The organism is Pedobacter nyackensis (assembly GCF_032678475.1).
In the GTDB taxonomy this organism is placed as follows: domain Bacteria; phylum Bacteroidota; class Bacteroidia; order Sphingobacteriales; family Sphingobacteriaceae; genus Pedobacter; species Pedobacter nyackensis_A.
On record NZ_JAVTSF010000001.1, the window covers coordinates 1146974 to 1163503 of the forward strand.

The following is a 16530-nucleotide window of genomic DNA, read 5'->3' on the forward strand; positions in this document are numbered from 1 at the left end:
CCAAATATAGGAATAATGGGGAGTCGAAAGCAGATGATATTTAATTAAGACAAACAAATTATATTGATAAAAACAACTTATGGTATATTTGTCCTATGAATACTGCCGAATTATTACACAGGGCCTTGCATTTCGACTTTTTAACTAAAGAAGAGGGCGTTTTTTTATATCATCATGCAGCAACTGCTGAACTGGCTTATGTAGCCAATGAACTGAGAAAAAAACAAGTACCCAGTGGTAAAGTTACCTGGCAGATTGACCGGAACGTAAATACCACCAATGTATGTATTGCCAACTGCAAATTCTGCAACTTTTTTAGAAGACCAGGGCATGACGAAAGCTATATCACAGACATTGAGACTTATAAACAAAAAATAGAAGAGACGTTTAGACTAGGCGGCGATCAGTTACTTTTACAAGGCGGACACCATCCCGACCTGGGGTTAAAGTTCTATGCCGACTTATTTAAACAACTTAAGGAGTTATATCCTGATTTAAAGCTGCATGCTTTAGGTCCACCCGAAATTGCACATGTTGCCAAATTAGAAGGTCTTTCCCATACCGAAGTTTTATCGGCCTTAAAAGCTGCTGGAATGGATTCATTACCAGGTGCCGGTGCCGAAATATTAAACGATAGGGTAAGAAGACTAATATCTAAGGGCAAATGCGGAGGCCAGGAATGGCTGGATGTAATGAGGGCTGCACATCAGTTACATATGACTACTTCTGCGACAATGATGTTTGGCCACGTAGAGACTATTGAAGAACGTTTTGAACACCTGGTGTGGATCAGAGAAGTGCAAAGTGAGAAGCCGGCAGATGCAAAAGGATTTCTGGCATTTATTCCATGGCCTTTCCAGGATGATGGTACTTTACTGAAACGTTTAAGAGGTATAAGTAATAATGTTTCCGGAGATGAATACATCCGTATGCTCGCATTAAGTAGAATTATGCTGCCCAACATTAAAAATATACAGGCTTCATGGCTTACCGTAGGTAAAAATGTTGCAGAACTTTGTCTTCATGCAGGTGCCAACGACTTTGGTTCCATCATGATAGAAGAAAATGTAGTATCCGCAGCTGGTGCACCACACCGTTTTACCGCAAAGGGTATACAAGACGCGATTAGAGAAGCTGGTTTTGAGCCTCAGCTTAGAGGACAACAGTACAACTACAGAGATCTGCCTGATCATTTGGAAGAGCAGATCATCAACTATTAGTAAAACCAATAAGGCATAAAAAAGGGAAGGCAACATGAAACTACCTTCCCTAAAACTAAACAAACAATCCTTATAATTTTAAACAAACAACTGTTACAATTTGAACCCCGGTCTAAGGAACAAATTGGCAATAATTACTACTTCAGCTTTTGACAATGGTTCATCGAAAGATTCCACTGCTGCTGCTTTAGTTACACCAGTCGCAATACCTGTAATGGTAATACCCGCCTGTGCATCAGTACTTTCACCGGCATAAACAGGATCTACTGCCCCCACACCAGTATCATTGGCAATACCTCCCGATCCTAAACTAATCCATGGTTTTAAACCTGTAGCACCATTTGCAGCCAGCATTTGACGAATGTGCGAAGCATGACGTGCCTCTACAGAATGGATCTGCAATGCTGTTGTCAACACCGCATTTCCTTTTAAAACAGTTGCCTGGCCTTTATAAGCCCTTACTCCCGTATCTTCAAATCCCAAAGCAACTTTTAAGAAAGTTACGTAATCTGAATAAACCAATGGAAAAGTTCCACCAGCTGTGAAGTCAGTCATAGCATAAGTAATTTCAGCTCTCGCTGAACCTCCTAAAGCTCCTTTTAATAAGTTTACATGAGCCAACTCATGGTCGCGAATCGTAGTAATAGCTCCTTTTGGTGCACCTGCAGGTACTAAAGTTGGCGCTGCTACCAATGCATGATTATAAAAATGATACTCCAGATATTCAAGTGCCAGTGCAAAATTCAGTACATCTGTCACCGCACTTGGTGTACTTTGGCCATAAGCTTTTTGAAATACTGAACCCAGCGCCAGCGGTAATGCCGCTAAAGATATTTTTTTACCCATGCTAAAAAAATCTTTCATAGCAGCCCTTCTAGGGTTTAAACGCTCATAGATCTCTCCATCAACCTTTTCAATTTCCTCCAATATATTTACGATATTCATGATTTGTGGTTTTAAGATTAAAGATTGATAACATTAATTTTTGTTTTAACATAAGCACCGGCAATTGCCAGTACTTTATCAGGCATTAAAGCACCATCCAGTCCCAGGGAATCTTTGGCCCCCAGCGCATTCATACTCGCCAGATCGGCAAAACTTCCATTTGAAATTAAATCCCTGATATAAGCGGCATGACGTGCTTCAACTGAAACAATCTTTCCGGCCAGCGTTAAATAAGTATCGCTTTTTAAACGAACACCAGCCCCATTGTATGCTGCAACACCTAAATCTTCAAATGCTTTCGCGGCATTTAAAACACTGGTTCGATCGGTAAAGTTGATGCTTGAAAAATTAACTTCAAGTCCGCCAATCGCTGCCGGCCCCAATGCCTTTTTAAAAAACTCACGGTGGGCAATTTCATGAAACTGAATATCCTGGAAATAAGCCTTTTCGGCAGCACTAAACGTAGATGGTGGATTAGAGGCCACCTGAATGTAAAATGCGGCTTCCAGCTGCTCTAAAGCATACGCATAGTTCAATACACCAAAATCATCTTTAAAATCTAAAGTAACGCCAGACATCATAGGTTCATTATGACGGTCTTTTTTACACCCCGCGGCAATTAATGCAATCCCAGCTGCTCCAGCACCTGCATATTGCAAAAAAGAACGACGCTGCAAACGTGCATTAAATATGCTACGCTCTTCCTCCAGCGTATCGCATCTTTCTTGTTCTTGTAAATTTTTCATAGTTTTAAGTTTTAAGTTTTTCAGGTACTTGGTTTTCTTATTTCTTCGACATTTCAATGCATTTGTATAGGACGTTCAGGGATCCAATGAAACGCTTCCCTTTTAATTACGAAAGAAAAAGGCATGCAGTTTTTGACATACGGATTATATTTTGTGAGAAAACCCGGATTTACTTTTTTTTTGATAAATTGAGCCTATTAAATAAAAACCGTGTTAAATACTATTATTGTTGACGATGAAGAATTCGCACGTTCTTCATTATACTTTCTTTTACAGGAAAATTGCGAAAGCATACATATTGCCGGCATCGCAAAATCCGTTGCAGAAGCACGTGGTTTGCTTACAAGCAATACTATTGATTTAATTTTTCTTGACATTGCGATGCCGGGAGAAAATGGCTTTGAGCTGATACCTTATGCCCAGGCCGGCAAAGCTCATGTTATTTTTACAACGGCTTATGATCAGTACGCTTTAAAAGCAATTAAAGCCAATGCCCTTGATTATCTATTGAAACCAATTGACATAGACGAATTAAAAGCAGCAGTAGACAAAGCCGAAAAGTACATCACACTAAATAAAAATGAAAACGGCCGTAAAGAAAGCCTGCAAAACCTGGCCCTGAATCTTTCTGAACGAAATGAAATTAGAAAAATCAGCTTACCAAACGGACAAGGATATAGTTTGATTAACATTGATGATATCATTCATATTGAAGCTGACAGCAATTATTCTGTTTTTTATCTGCAAAACAAAGATAAAATCACAGTTTCCAAAGTATTGAAAGAATATGAAGAGATTCTACCTGATAACCAGTTCGTAAGAATACATAAATCAAGCATCATTAACCTTAATTACGTTAAAGAATACAATTCGAAAAACGGGTTGGAAGTTATTCTAAAGAATGGAGATAAAATTGCCGTATCGAGAAGACGTGCCAGTGATTTTGCCGACAAAATTAAATCCTATACAAGCTTTGATATTGACAAATAAACAAACATATCTGGCTGTGAAGCTTTTAACAACGGTAATTATACTGCTGGCATGTAGTTTTTTCGCTTACCCACAAACTACACACCTGCAGCACTTTAGTACAAAAAATGGATTACCAAGCAACAACTGTTATTATACTTTACAAGACACTAAAGGTTATTTATGGGTGGCAACTGATGCCGGTGTAAGCCGGTTTGACGGTAAAGTGTTTGAAAACTTTTCCATTGATGACGGACTGCCAGACAATCAGATTTTACAGTTAAAAGAAGATAAGAGTGGCAAAATATGGTTCTTAGCTTTAAACGGACAACTCAGCTATTTCTTTAACGGAAAAATATACAATGAGAACAATGACAAGCTACTCAAACTGTTAAAATTTAACGCCGTAGTAGTCTCCTTTCTTGAAGATAGTAAAGGTAGAATCTGGTTTGGAACCAATAAAAATGTATTGGTGATGTGGGATGGAAAAACAGTGATGAAATACGTTTCTGCAGATCCCGTACACCCTTATACGAGTACTTTTATACATGAAGATAAGTCGGGAATGATATGGGCGTTTAGCAACCAATGTATTCGTATTTTCAAGAACAACACCTTCATTATAGCTTCTCATGGCACACTTCCTCTATCTTATAAAACCATTATTAACCTGCCTGATAAAAAACTCGGTTATCTGGACAGAAGCGGGCTCAACATCAGAGAAGGTTTTAACCAGCATCTGCTCCTAAAAATTGATACTACTTTACTGACCAGTGATCCAGGCTACTTTTATCTGGACAAAAATGATGATCTATGGCTGAGCAATAGTAACGGTGTATATTGCGTTGAGCCTTCCGGAAAAACAACAAATTATCTAAAGAACGTTCCTTCCAGTCAGGTGATCAAAGATTCAAAAAATAACATGTGGTTTACCACTAGTAGCGGCATTTACATGTTACCTCAAAAAGACGAACGCCTGTATATTGTCAATAAAGCAAACGGATTAAGTACTGACATCGTAAAAAGCCTGGTTAAAGATGACCACAATAATTTATGGCTTGGTATGGATGAAGGTCATATCAACATCCTTAGCCTAAATAATTACGAACTAAATAAAATCCAGTTACCAGATAAAAAAAGATACAATGCCATTAAGCAAATGGTATATGACACTACGCATCAGGCTATATATTTTAGTTCTGATTATGGTTTGGGGAGGATAAACCATAGTGACAGCAAAAGAGCTATCAGCTATTTGAAAGAAACAAACAACAGTATGTTTGTCATTAAAAGCTTTAGCATATCTAAAAACAATACGCTGGCAGTGGCACTCTCTTCAGGTGTGTTCATTTTACCTGATCGGATGAATACGCTTCAGTTTACATCCAGGTTTTTTAAACAGGGAGTAGATTTCTTCAACAACAGAGCGTATAGTGTCTTTTATGATAAACAGCAAAACTTATGGTTTTCAAATATCAATGGACTTTCCAAATTTTCAAATGGCATATTGTATAATTACGCTGACGATCATGTACTGCTCACCAAAAGGATCAATGATATCCAGGAACTAAATGACGGAACAATTGTACTGGCTACTGATGGGTATGGAATTGTTTTCTTTAAAAACAAAAAGGTAACAAGAGTAATAACACAAAAAGATGGACTCGCTGACAATATTTGCAAAAAGTTATTTGTAAAAAACAATTACCTATGGATCGTTACCAATAATGGGATTAACCGAATTGATTTGAATGATAAACAATTTGCAGTTGAGTCTTTTGAATACACCAATGCGCTGTTGGTCGATGATGTGAACGGTTTGTATATTGACAACCGCTATGCCTATTTCGCAACGAATAATGGCCTTGTTTATTTTTCTTACCACAGAACAAGCAGTGTTCATGAAGCCCCGAGAGTACTGATTTCGTCCATTATAAGTAATAAAACTAAACTGGGCCTTAACTATGCGATGCATACACTTGCGCCTTCCAACAACAACATTACGTTTACCTACAGTGCTATTGATTTCCAACATAAAAGTATAACCTATCGCTATCGTCTAAAAACAGAGGCAAACTGGACAGAAACTAAAAACAGAAGGCTTGAATTTTCTTCGCTCGAACCTGGCGATTATACATTTGAAATCAGTGCAAAATCCCATTCCAATAACTGGAGTACGCCAGCCAGGGTTAATTTCTCCCTGAAACGGCATTTTTGGCAAACAGGTTGGTTTTTAGCAGGTATCTTTCTTTTAGCAGGCTTCGCCTTCTATAAAGCCGCTGTAATCATTACTAAAATCCAGAAAAACAAAGAACAGCAGCAATTGCTGTTAAAGAATAAAATTTTAATGCTAGAACAACGTGCCTTACAAGCCATGATGAACCCCCATTTTGTTTTTAACGTAATGAACTCCATCCAGCATTATATCAATACAAAAGATACCAATTCAGCAAATAAAATATTAACCGGCTTTGCCAAACTAATTAGGAAAAACCTGGAAATCTGTACCAAAAGTTTTATCGGCCTGGATGAAGAACTCGAGTATCTTGAATTGTACCTTAGTCTGGAAAAGAAAAGATTTGGTGAAAAATTCAAATACAGAATACAAGTAGACCCGGCAATTGACAAAGAAGAAACGATGATACCATCGATGATCCTTCAACCTTATATTGAAAATGCTATATGGCACGGTTTAATGCCTAAGGAAGATGGCGGCCAGCTAAGCATACATATAAACCTTAAGGGCGACAAGCACTTATTAATTGAGATTGTTGACGACGGTGTGGGAATAAATAACTCTCTGAAAAACAAAAAGGGACAACATGTAAGTAAAGGTATGAGTCTCACTAAAGAACGTATTAACTTGCTAAACCAGGTTGAACCAAATCCGATACAAATAGAAATTAAACAAAATGGAATTTCGGGCACTTATGTGTCGATATTGGTACCTTTAATCCACTAATTTACCGTTTACTCAATTATTCATACCACTTACTAAGTTTAAAATAATCATTGTGAAATTAGCATTAAACTTGTTATAGATATTAAAACAAACAGAAGTTTGTAAAAAGCGTTCTTATAGGATTGATCAAAGATATTTTTACCTAACCTAAAACTATATCTCAATTCAGGTTTCATTTGTGTGTTAAAAAATGGTAAAGTTCATAGCTTTACCATTTTTTTTTTAAGTATCTTCAATACCAGATCCACATACCCCAGCACTTTTAACCCTCTACTCCCCATCTCATCTCCAAAACACTTCAATAAAAAAAGATTTGTAAGATTATTTTGTAAAAAATTCTTTGTGATTTTTCTTTTTGTCTTACTTTTGAACAGCTAAAAATTTAAAAAAAACATCGTTCTTTTGATTTAAGAAGATTTTTAGTAAATTTAACTTATCAAATAAAAACCTTACGGAATTATATTTTTTGTAATGAAAACTCCAAAAAAACCAATCAACAAAAGCCAAGCAGAAGATCCAGAGAATGACCTGGATGATTCGTATGAAGGAACAAGCAAAAAGAAATCATACGATGATGATGATGACGACCTCGACATGCCATTAGATGATCTGGACTCCTTTGATAGTTTTTCGGATGATGACGATGACGACTATTAACAATTAAAAAAATAATGATTAATAAAGCATCCTGAGAAGGATGCTTTTTATTTTAAATTCCATCAGGAAAAATGCAAATAACCACAGTATCCGGAAAGCGTTCCAGGAAAGATTTTTTAGCCACTGCCCGTTTTATATATAAAGATGATAAAAATTGGATCTGTCCGCTCGATCAGGATATTGAACAAATATTTGACATAGATAAAAACCCGTTTTTCCAACATGGAAAATGTATAAGATGGATACTTCAGGACAACAATGGAAATTGTATCGGTCGGGTTGCCGCCTTTATCAACGATAAAAAAGCATATCAATACGAACAGCCTACTGGTGGCATGGGCTTTTTTGAATGTATAAATAATAAAGAGGCTGCATTTTTACTTTTTGATACCGCAAAATCCTGGCTTCAGGAAAATGGGATGAAAGCAATGGATGGGCCTATCAATTTCGGAGAAAATGATTCTTTCTGGGGCTTACTTGTTGAAGGCTTTACACCTCCTTCTTATGGCATGAATTACCATCACCCATACTATCACTCATTTTTCACAGACTATGGCTTTAAAACAGCTTATGAGCAAATCACCAACCATTTGGCTGTTAGAAATCCTTTTCCGGAACGTTTCACTAAAATAGCCAACTGGGTCGCAAACAAACCCGGTTATACATTTGAACATTTTTCCAAAAAAAATGCGGCGAAATATGTTGCCGATCTGATGGAGATTTACAATGACGCATGGAAGAATTTTGAGAACTTCGTTCCGATTAAAAAGGAAACACTGGAAGAAAGCTTTGAAAAAATGCAGACTATTATGGACGAGAAACTCATCTGGTTCGCATACGTCAATGGAGAACCGGCCTCATTTGTAGTGATCATCCCTGATGCCAACCAAATGATTAAAGGATTTAACGGAAAACTCGGACTGATAGAAAAATTAAAATTCGTATACAGAAGATGGGCAGGCGTAAACCGTATGCGTGCTATAGTAATGGGAACCAAATCAGCCTATCAAAAACACGGGCTCGAATCGGCACTGTTCATTAAACTTAAAGAGTATGTTCTGCCAATGGATCAATATGATGAGCTGGAACTTTCCTGGGTAGGAGATTTCAATGATAAAATGCTCTCGATTCATCAAGCAACAGGTGCCACTTTTGGAAAGCGACACCTGACTATGCGAAAAGTATTTTAATTCTATTTCTCTCTGATTTCTTCGTAAAGATCAATAACCTTCTTCTGAAGTTTGATAATCTCTTCCTCTCTTTGAGCAAGCTTTTCTTTCAGATTATTGATTTCTTCAAAATTAAGTGATTGAGGGTTCTCGCCCTCTTTAGAGATAATATCCATTGTTGAAACTTCAAAAAGGTTTGCAATCTGTGCAAGCCTTGAAATGTTTATATCTGTAATACCAGTTTCGATTTTTGAGAACGCAGGGATTGAAATATTTAGACGCTTAGCCACTTCTCCCTGGCTCCAGCCATTTTTTTGGCGCAGTTGTCTAATGTTTTTTCCAATGATATTCATATTTTAAATTTAGGTGTGTAATCTTGTAATTATATTCCTTGCTCTACTATATTCAACTCACGTGCCAATTTAACGAGATCAACTCCTCCAAAATTACCCGAACTCATTAGAAGTAAGTTCGAACGATAAAAATTTACTTTAAGCAGATATTCTTTTAACAGCTCTGAATTATCAAAAAAGAGCAATCCAGGGCAATTAAATGCTGTTTGAACATCTATTTTCGTAAAAGGATCCAGTTTTTTATGCTGAAAAGTTTTTTTATCAATATATACAATTGCTATATCAGCAGCCGACATGGTGTCCGCATATTGAACCAAAAAATCTTTATTTAGACTACTAAATGTATGTAACTCTATACACGCAACTAATTTCCTATTGGGAAACTGTGCTTTTACAGCTTCAATTGTAGCCTTTAATTTAGACGGCGAATGAGCAAAGTCTTTATAAACGTTTGTCTCTGCTTCACTCAACAAAAGTTCCAGTCGTTTTGCTGCTCCGGTAAAAGAACCAATGGCAGCATCAAATTGTTTACTGTCGATCCCTAATTCTGCACAAATTGATTTGGCAGCATTGAGGTTCATAAGGTTATGATCACCAAATACTTTCAACGGTGTCTCATCAGGTAGTAAATAAGTTATACCATCCTTCACTACGTGTGCAGGTATTGCATAAGCTATCTTCTCTATATCCGCCTTGCTATTTTTTACAATAGCCTCAAGATCTTTATCAGCACTACAGTAAATTAATTTTCCGCCCGGTTCAATGGTATCTATAAACAATTCAAACTGCCTGGTATAATCTGCATAAGTTTTAAACACGTTGATATGATCCCATGCAATACCACTTATGACCGCAAGATTTGCTTTATATAAATGAAACTTAGGTCTTCTATCAATAGGCGAAGCCAGGTATTCATCTCCTTCAATAACGATCAGTGGCGCTTCATTGGTGATTTTAACCATCGTATCGAATCCAGCAAGCTGGGCCCCCACTAAATAATCAAAATCACGCTCATAAAAGTTAAGTACATGCAATATCATCGAAGTTATAGTTGTTTTACCATGACTTCCACCAATGACAACCCTTAACTTATCTTTAGTTTGTTCATAGATATATTCAGGATAAGAATATATTTTAACCCCAAGTTCCTGCGCTTTCAGTAGCTCAGGATTATCTGTTAATGCATGCATCCCCAAAATCACAGCATCCAGGTCGGCGGTAATATTTGCCTCATCCCATCCCATCTCCTCAGGCAAAAGACCATGTCTGGCCAATCTGCTACTCGACGGCTCAAAAATCGCATCGTCTGAGCCGGTCACCCTATACCCCTTTTTGTGCAAGGCAATTGCCAGGTTGTGCATAGCACTACCACCTATAGCTATAAAATGTATACGCATTTGATATATGTACTTTTAATTCTTTTTAAAGTAAGCCGCCACCCACTCACCGTTTTTTTTGTGATTAATATATTCAATTCCGAATGGTACACAGGCCGCTTTGATCATCTCCAGATCAGGTGACTCATAAAATCCACTGAAGAAAATACTTCCCCCATCTTTTAGAACTTTTGCATAAGTAGGAATTTGGTCTAAAAGAATGTTCCTGTTAATATTAGCCAGAATAATGTCGAACTCAACTGACGGAATAACTTCCTTTCCACCACAAATAGCTTCCAGGTTCTCTACTCCATTTAAGGCTGCATTTTCTACTGAACTCTGATAACAGACCTCATCATAATCTATAGCAATAAGCTTTGACGCACCTTTTTTTGCGGCAAGAATTGCCAGTATGGCCGTCCCGCAGCCCATATCAAGAATTTCCTTATCCTTAACATCGGTTTCCAGAATATACTGCATCATCATTGTTGTAGTTTGATGATGTCCTGTACCAAAAGCCATCTTAGGATCTATCACAATTTCGTACCGATATGCAGGCTGCGCCTCGTGAAAGGTAGCCCGCACATAACACTGATCATTTATGATCAAGGGTTCAAAATTCTTTTCCCACTCTTCGTTCCAGTTCTTACCTTCGATCTCCGAAATCACATAACTACATTCGAATTCTCCCTCAAACTGTTTCAGTACATTTTTTAACTGATCTTCACTATATGTGTTTACATCAATAAATGCCAGAAAACCACCTTCTGCCTCTTCAAAAGTATTAAAACCTATATCTCCGAGCTCAGCAATCAATAGATCCTGCTGATACTCTTCAATCGTCTTAAAACTGAAAGTTACCTGTATATATTTCATTAAGAATTAAACGTTTTAACGATATCAACAAAATCTCTTGATTTTAGAGATGCCCCACCAATCAAACCACCATCTATATCTGTCTGAGCAAAAAGCTCTGCTGCATTTTTAGGATTACAGCTACCACCGTATAAAATAGTAGTTTCATCAGCAACTTCACTGCTATATTTAGCCGCAATTTCTTTTCTAATGTAAGCATGTACTTCCTGTGCCTGATCAGATGTAGCGGTAAGTCCTGTTCCAATTGCCCAAACCGGCTCGTAAGCAATAACAATTTTTGCAAAATCATCTGCACTCAGACCAAAAACACCTTGTTCCAACTGAGTTTTAAGCACGTCAAAATAAGTTCCGTTGTTTCTTTCTTCAAGCGTTTCACCTATACAAAAAATAGGAGTAAGTCCGTTTGCCAGTACTTTAACTGTTTTCTCTGCAAGTAGTTCATTGCTTTCTGCAAAATACTGACGTCTCTCAGAGTGACCAATGATTACATATTCGCAACCAACAGATTTAACCATTCCTGCAGAAATTTCTCCGGTATAAGCACCGCTATCATTTTGGTGACAGTTCTGCGCACCTATTTTAACAACATCTCCACCTAATTTAGCCAGACTGTTTAAATGAATATATGGGGCGCAAATGATTGCGATCTGATCGCCTTTTTTCTCATCTCTTACCATATTAACGATTTCCGAAAATAAAGATATGCCTCCAGCATAATCCAGATTCATTTTCCAGTTTCCTGCAACTATTTTTTTTCTCATTGTATATTGTTATTTAGTAGGTTTTATTTAAAAATTGATTTTGTTGAGGCTACACACTTAAAAACGTCTGTATTTATTAGTCTCCTCGAAAATAACTGCTAATATATCCTTTTCCGTTTGATCAAATGCTATATTTCTGCGTTCATAAACCTTTTCAGAAGTTTCAAACATTTTATCCAGCTTATACACATCAAATCCACTGGATCCTCCCCAGGCAAAATCAGGGATAAAGTTACGAGGGAAGCCTGAACCAAAAACATTTGCACTAACACCGACTATAGTACCGGTATTAAACATGGTATTGATACCACACTTAGCATGATCAGCCATAATCAATCCACAAAACTGCAATCCTGTTTCCCGAAAGCTTTCTGTTTCATAATCCCACAACTTTACATCAGCATAATTATTTTTGAGGTTAGAATTATTGGTGTCAGCACCAATATTACACCATTGTCCCAATACAGAATTCCCCAAATACCCCTCATGGCCCTTAGAAGAATACCCCCAGATTACAGCGTTATTGATTTCACCACCAACACGGCTAAATGGGCCAATCGTGGTTTGTCCATAAATCTTCGTGCCCATTTTCACTTGTGAATTGTTACACAAGACAAATGAACCACGTATATGACAACCTTCCCATACCTGTGAATTCCGCCCGATATAAATCGGGCCACCTAAACTATTGAAAGTAGAACATTCTGCCTGCGCACCTTCTTCAGCAAAAATCTCTTCACCCAAAAAAGTATTTGTTCCGCTTAAGGTTACCGAAGTTCTTCCTTTAGTAAGCAAAGCAAAATCCTTTCTCAGCTCTATATCATTATTTCTAAAAATATCTTCCGGCACCGATATCCTCACCAAATCATGAGTATACTCCTTTACATCAAACCGTTTATATAAATCACTATGAAAAGTTTCACCCAAGCCTAGTCTGCTGGCGATATGGAGCCCATCTTTTGTCAGGACTTCTCCGGATTTAAGTTCAGCTACAGCTTCAGTTAACCGCTCGTCCGGACAAACGGAACCGTTTATATACCATTCTGCATTTTCAGCTGAAGAGTATTTAACAGACAAATAAGTTTGTGTGACAAAACCGTAATCTGCATTCAAATACTTTTGCCATTTTTCTGCAATCGTCAGAATTCCTATGCGAAAATCTGCAACTGGCCTTGTAAAAGATAGCGGTCGTAACGACAGCCAGGCCATATCATCAAATAAATTGATTATCATAAGCTACAAAAATAAAAAAAGTCCCGAAGCAATAGCATCGGGACTTAAATAATTTCTTATTTCTGTATAATTACTTTTTAGCGTAACGTGTTTTAAATTTATCGATACGACCAGCAGTATCAACCAATTTCATTTTACCAGTATAGAAAGGGTGAGAAGTGTGTGAGATCTCTAATTTATATAAAGGATACTCGTTGCCATCTTCCCATTGGATAGTTTCTTTAGTATCTACACAAGATTTAGTTAAAAAAGAATACTCGTTTGACATATCTTTAAACACTACAAATCTATAGTTTGATGGATGCAGATCTTTTTTCATAATATTATTATATACTTATTTGTCGCTTATTTTTAAGGATGCAAATATCAACATTTTATTTTTCAATAACAAGTATGTGTTGAAAAATTATCTGCTATACTTTTTTCTGGTCTCAACTTTTTCCTTCTGCCTGCTGATATATGCATCTGCTATAACTTCTGCAGAAGGCAAATTTGAATTACTGATCAAAAGTGCTTTGAGTTTTTCCTCGTTCACATCTGTACGATAAAGAATATTCATCATTTTAGAAATGTTGTTGTCTAATAAATAGGCAAAAGCCTCAATCAAACGCGCACGCAACGCCTCTTCTGATAAAATATCATCTACTTCAAAATCCGTACTTACAATACGGCTGAGTGATTTAAAATCTTCCATTTCTATTTAATCTCCTGACATAACTCTATTAAAACACCATTGGTTCCTTTTGGATGCACAAAACAAACTAGTTTATTATCAGCACCCCGCTTAGGCATTTCATTTAGCAATACGAAACCTTCAGATTTTAAACGTTCCATTTCTGCAAGAATATCTTCTACATCAAACGCGATATGATGTATCCCCTCCCCCTTCTTTTCCAAAAATTTAGCAATCGGACTATCCGCCGTACTTGCCGTCAGCAATTCTATTTTGTTTTCTCCTGTTTTAAAAAAGGCAGTATTAACCCCCTCAGAAGCCACCTCCTCCTTTTTATAGCAGGCTGTTCCCAACAGTTTCTCATAAAGATTACAGGAAATATCCATATCCTTAACTGCAATACCTATATGTTCTATTTTATTCATATCTAACACAAACGTTAAAAAAATGTAAAAATGCATGTTTTACCTATACCGTCATAGGTATTATTTATAATTGTTGGCAATCTTTTTTCGTATCTTTGTATATTAATAAAGAACAAATATATTATAATGGAACTTCCTATTTACTTAGATAATAACGCAACTACCCCTCTTGATCCGAGAGTGTTAGAAGCGATGTTGCCCTATTTCACCAACAAGTTTGGTAACGCCGCAAGCCGTAACCATGCATTTGGATGGGTTGCTGAAGAAGGTGTTGACTATGCGCGTGAACAAGTTGCCAAACTGATTGGCTGTACTGAAAAAGAAATCATTTTTACTTCAGGAGCTACAGAAGCAGACAACCTGGGTATTAAAGGTGTATATGAAATGTACCAGGACAAAGGCAATCACATCATTACTGCCACAACTGAACATAAAGCCGTTTTAGATACTTGTAAACATTTAGAAAAGCTAGGTGCAAAAGTTACTTATCTGAAAGTAAAAGAGGATGGGTTAATTGATCTTCAGGAGCTTGAAGCTGCTATGACAGAACAAACTATCCTGGTTACCATTATGTATGGGAACAATGAGATAGGTGTAATTCAACCAATCAAAGAAATTTCTGCCATTGCCCATAAATATGGTGCTTTGTTTATGTCTGACGCTACACAGGCTGTAGGTAAAATACCTGTAGATGTAAATGCCGATGGTATTGACTTAATGGCCTTCTCTGCACATAAAATGTACGGCCCTAAAGGTGTTGGTGTACTTTATGTACGTCGTAAAAACCCAAGGGTTAAGGTTACTGCACAAATTGATGGCGGTGGTCATGAGCGTGGTATGCGTTCTGGTACATTAAACGTTCCCGGTATCGTAGGCCTTGGTAAAGCATGTGAACTTTGCCGTTTAGAAATGGACGAAGAAGCAAAACGTTTATCGGCTTTAAGAGATAAACTAGAAGCATCACTTAGTCAAATGGAAGAAAGTTATGTAAATGGTAACGTAGAACACCGTTTACCACACGTAGCAAACATCTCATTTAAATATGTAGAAGGTGAAGGATTGATGATGGCTATGAAAGACCTGGCGGTTTCTTCAGGTTCAGCTTGTACTTCTGCTTCGTTAGAGCCTTCTTATGTTTTGAAAAGCTTAGGCCTTTCAGATGATTTGGCGCACTCTTCTATTCGTTTCGGACTTGGTCGTTTTACAACTGAAGAAGAAATCGATTACGCAATTGAAAATACTAAAAAAGCAGTTAACCACTTGAGAGATCTTTCTCCACTTTGGGAAATGTTTAAAGAAGGAATTGATTTAAGTAAAATTGAATGGGCCGAGCACTAAGCTAGGCTCTTAAAAAAGGAACAAAATGGCATACTCAGAAAAAGTAATGGAACATTATACCAACCCTAGAAATGTTGGTACTTTAAATAAAGATAGCAAATCTGTAGGAACAGGATTAGTTGGCGCACCGGAGTGTGGCGACGTAATGCGTCTACAAATTGAAGTTGATGACAACAACATGATCACTGATGCCAAATTCAAAACATTTGGTTGCGGATCTGCAATTGCTTCATCTTCTTTAGCTACAGAATGGTTAAAAGGTAAAAGTATCGATGAGGCATTAGCTATCGATAACATGGACATTGTTGAAGAATTGGCTTTACCACCAGTAAAAATCCACTGCTCAGTATTGGCAGAGGATGCAATTAAATCTGCAATCAATGATTACCGTGTTAAAAATGGCATGGAACCATTTGAACTGGCTAAATCTCATCACTAATTAGATATGAGCAGCTTGCTCATTCTTAAAACGATAAGAAAATGATAACAATCACTGATAAAGCAAAAAGCAAAATCGACCAGTTAATGGAAGAGTCGCAAATGGATACCACCTATTTTTTACGTGTATCCGTTAAAGGAGGAGGATGTTCAGGATTATCATATAACCTGGACTTTGATGATGAAGAAAAGCCTGGAGATCAGTTTTTTGAAGATAGAGGCATCAGAATAGCGCTAGATATGAAATCCTTCCTTTACCTGGCTGGAACTGAGCTGGACTTTTCAGATGGTTTAAACGGAAAAGGATTCAATTTTAACAATCCTAATGCAAGCCGCTCCTGTGGTTGCGGCGAAAGCTTCTCTGTTTAAAATAGAATTATTATATTTAC

The 16530-nt window shown here is 37.2% G+C and carries 18 protein-coding genes; 8 read left to right on the top strand and 10 right to left on the bottom strand.

What is annotated here, in order from left to right:
• The first annotated feature begins 95 nt into the window (after positions 1 to 95).
• Entirely contained in the window at positions 96 to 1220 is a 1125-nt protein-coding gene (mqnC, locus tag R2Q84_RS04580) for a cyclic dehypoxanthinyl futalosine synthase (RefSeq protein ID WP_316815349.1), read from the top strand.
• A gap of 93 nt (positions 1221 to 1313) precedes the next feature.
• Here the strand turns inward: mqnC and R2Q84_RS04585 are convergent, their stop codons facing one another.
• Both R2Q84_RS04585 and R2Q84_RS04590 read right to left on the bottom strand, forming a co-directional pair.
• Entirely contained in the window at positions 1314 to 2165 is an 852-nt protein-coding gene (locus tag R2Q84_RS04585) for a ferritin-like domain-containing protein (RefSeq protein ID WP_316815350.1), read from the bottom strand.
• Between the two features lie 17 nt (positions 2166 to 2182).
• Positions 2183 to 2911 (bottom strand): ferritin-like domain-containing protein, encoded by a 729-nt coding sequence (locus R2Q84_RS04590; protein ID WP_316815351.1) that lies wholly within the window; start codon positions 2909 to 2911, stop codon positions 2183 to 2185.
• A 210-nt stretch (positions 2912 to 3121) separates the two neighbouring features.
• On the opposite strand from R2Q84_RS04590, the gene R2Q84_RS04595 reads away from it, so the two are divergent.
• The 4 genes from R2Q84_RS04595 (at position 3122) to R2Q84_RS04610 (ending at position 8689) form a co-directional block, all read left to right on the top strand.
• On the top strand, positions 3122 to 3901 hold the full coding sequence (locus R2Q84_RS04595; RefSeq protein WP_316815352.1) for a LytTR family DNA-binding domain-containing protein: 780 nt from the start codon (positions 3122 to 3124) through the stop codon (positions 3899 to 3901).
• 16 nt (positions 3902 to 3917) lie between these two features.
• Complete coding sequence (locus R2Q84_RS04600) at positions 3918 to 6842, top strand: two-component regulator propeller domain-containing protein (RefSeq protein WP_316815353.1); 2925 nt, start codon at positions 3918 to 3920, stop codon at positions 6840 to 6842.
• A gap of 471 nt (positions 6843 to 7313) precedes the next feature.
• On the top strand, positions 7314 to 7499 hold the full coding sequence (locus R2Q84_RS04605; RefSeq protein WP_015807401.1) for a hypothetical protein: 186 nt from the start codon (positions 7314 to 7316) through the stop codon (positions 7497 to 7499).
• A gap of 71 nt (positions 7500 to 7570) precedes the next feature.
• Positions 7571 to 8689, top strand: coding sequence for a GNAT family N-acetyltransferase (locus tag R2Q84_RS04610; protein WP_316815354.1), 1119 nt, complete (start codon positions 7571 to 7573; stop codon positions 8687 to 8689).
• 2 nt (positions 8690 to 8691) lie between these two features.
• On the opposite strand, the gene R2Q84_RS04615 is transcribed toward R2Q84_RS04610, so the two are convergent.
• The 8 genes from R2Q84_RS04615 to mce all read right to left on the bottom strand — a co-directional run bounded on the left by R2Q84_RS04615 (position 8692) and on the right by mce (position 14365).
• Positions 8692 to 9021, bottom strand: coding sequence for a helix-turn-helix transcriptional regulator (locus R2Q84_RS04615; RefSeq protein ID WP_316815355.1), 330 nt, complete (start codon positions 9019 to 9021; stop codon positions 8692 to 8694).
• 29 nt (positions 9022 to 9050) lie between these two features.
• Positions 9051 to 10418, bottom strand: coding sequence for a UDP-N-acetylmuramate--L-alanine ligase (locus R2Q84_RS04620; protein ID WP_316815356.1), 1368 nt, complete (start codon positions 10416 to 10418; stop codon positions 9051 to 9053).
• Positions 10419 to 10433: 15 nt separating this feature from the next.
• Entirely contained in the window at positions 10434 to 11273 is an 840-nt protein-coding gene (gene prmA, locus R2Q84_RS04625) for a 50S ribosomal protein L11 methyltransferase (RefSeq protein ID WP_316815357.1), read from the bottom strand.
• Positions 11273 to 12034 (bottom strand): triose-phosphate isomerase, encoded by a 762-nt coding sequence (gene tpiA / locus R2Q84_RS04630; protein ID WP_316815358.1) that lies wholly within the window; start codon positions 12032 to 12034, stop codon positions 11273 to 11275. The genes prmA and tpiA overlap by 1 nt, the downstream gene beginning before the upstream one ends.
• Before the next feature lie 57 nt (positions 12035 to 12091).
• A complete protein-coding gene (locus R2Q84_RS04635) occupies positions 12092 to 13267 on the bottom strand; it encodes a putative sugar nucleotidyl transferase (RefSeq protein WP_316815359.1) in 1176 nt (391 codons plus the stop codon).
• Between the two features lie 70 nt (positions 13268 to 13337).
• Positions 13338 to 13586: a type B 50S ribosomal protein L31 gene (locus tag R2Q84_RS04640; RefSeq protein WP_099437417.1), complete on the bottom strand. Its 249-nt coding sequence runs from the start codon at positions 13584 to 13586 to the stop codon at positions 13338 to 13340.
• 87 nt (positions 13587 to 13673) lie between these two features.
• A complete protein-coding gene (locus R2Q84_RS04645) occupies positions 13674 to 13961 on the bottom strand; it encodes a hypothetical protein (RefSeq protein WP_316815360.1) in 288 nt (95 codons plus the stop codon).
• A 2-nt stretch (positions 13962 to 13963) separates the two neighbouring features.
• The gene (mce, locus tag R2Q84_RS04650) at positions 13964 to 14365 is read right to left on the bottom strand and encodes a methylmalonyl-CoA epimerase (protein WP_316815361.1); all 402 of its coding nucleotides are present in this window, start codon (positions 14363 to 14365) and stop codon (positions 13964 to 13966) included.
• 126 nt (positions 14366 to 14491) lie between these two features.
• Between mce and R2Q84_RS04655 the strand changes: the two genes are divergently transcribed.
• Genes R2Q84_RS04655 through R2Q84_RS04665 form a run of 3 tightly spaced genes read left to right on the top strand, consistent with a single transcriptional unit; the run spans position 14492 to position 16510 of the window.
• Positions 14492 to 15703 (top strand): IscS subfamily cysteine desulfurase, encoded by a 1212-nt coding sequence (locus R2Q84_RS04655; RefSeq protein ID WP_316815362.1) that lies wholly within the window; start codon positions 14492 to 14494, stop codon positions 15701 to 15703.
• 25 nt (positions 15704 to 15728) lie between these two features.
• On the top strand, positions 15729 to 16142 hold the full coding sequence (iscU, locus tag R2Q84_RS04660; protein ID WP_316815363.1) for a Fe-S cluster assembly scaffold IscU: 414 nt from the start codon (positions 15729 to 15731) through the stop codon (positions 16140 to 16142).
• Positions 16143 to 16183: 41 nt separating this feature from the next.
• The gene (locus R2Q84_RS04665) at positions 16184 to 16510 is read left to right on the top strand and encodes an iron-sulfur cluster assembly accessory protein (protein WP_316815364.1); all 327 of its coding nucleotides are present in this window, start codon (positions 16184 to 16186) and stop codon (positions 16508 to 16510) included.
• The last annotated feature ends 20 nt before the right edge of the window (positions 16511 to 16530 follow it).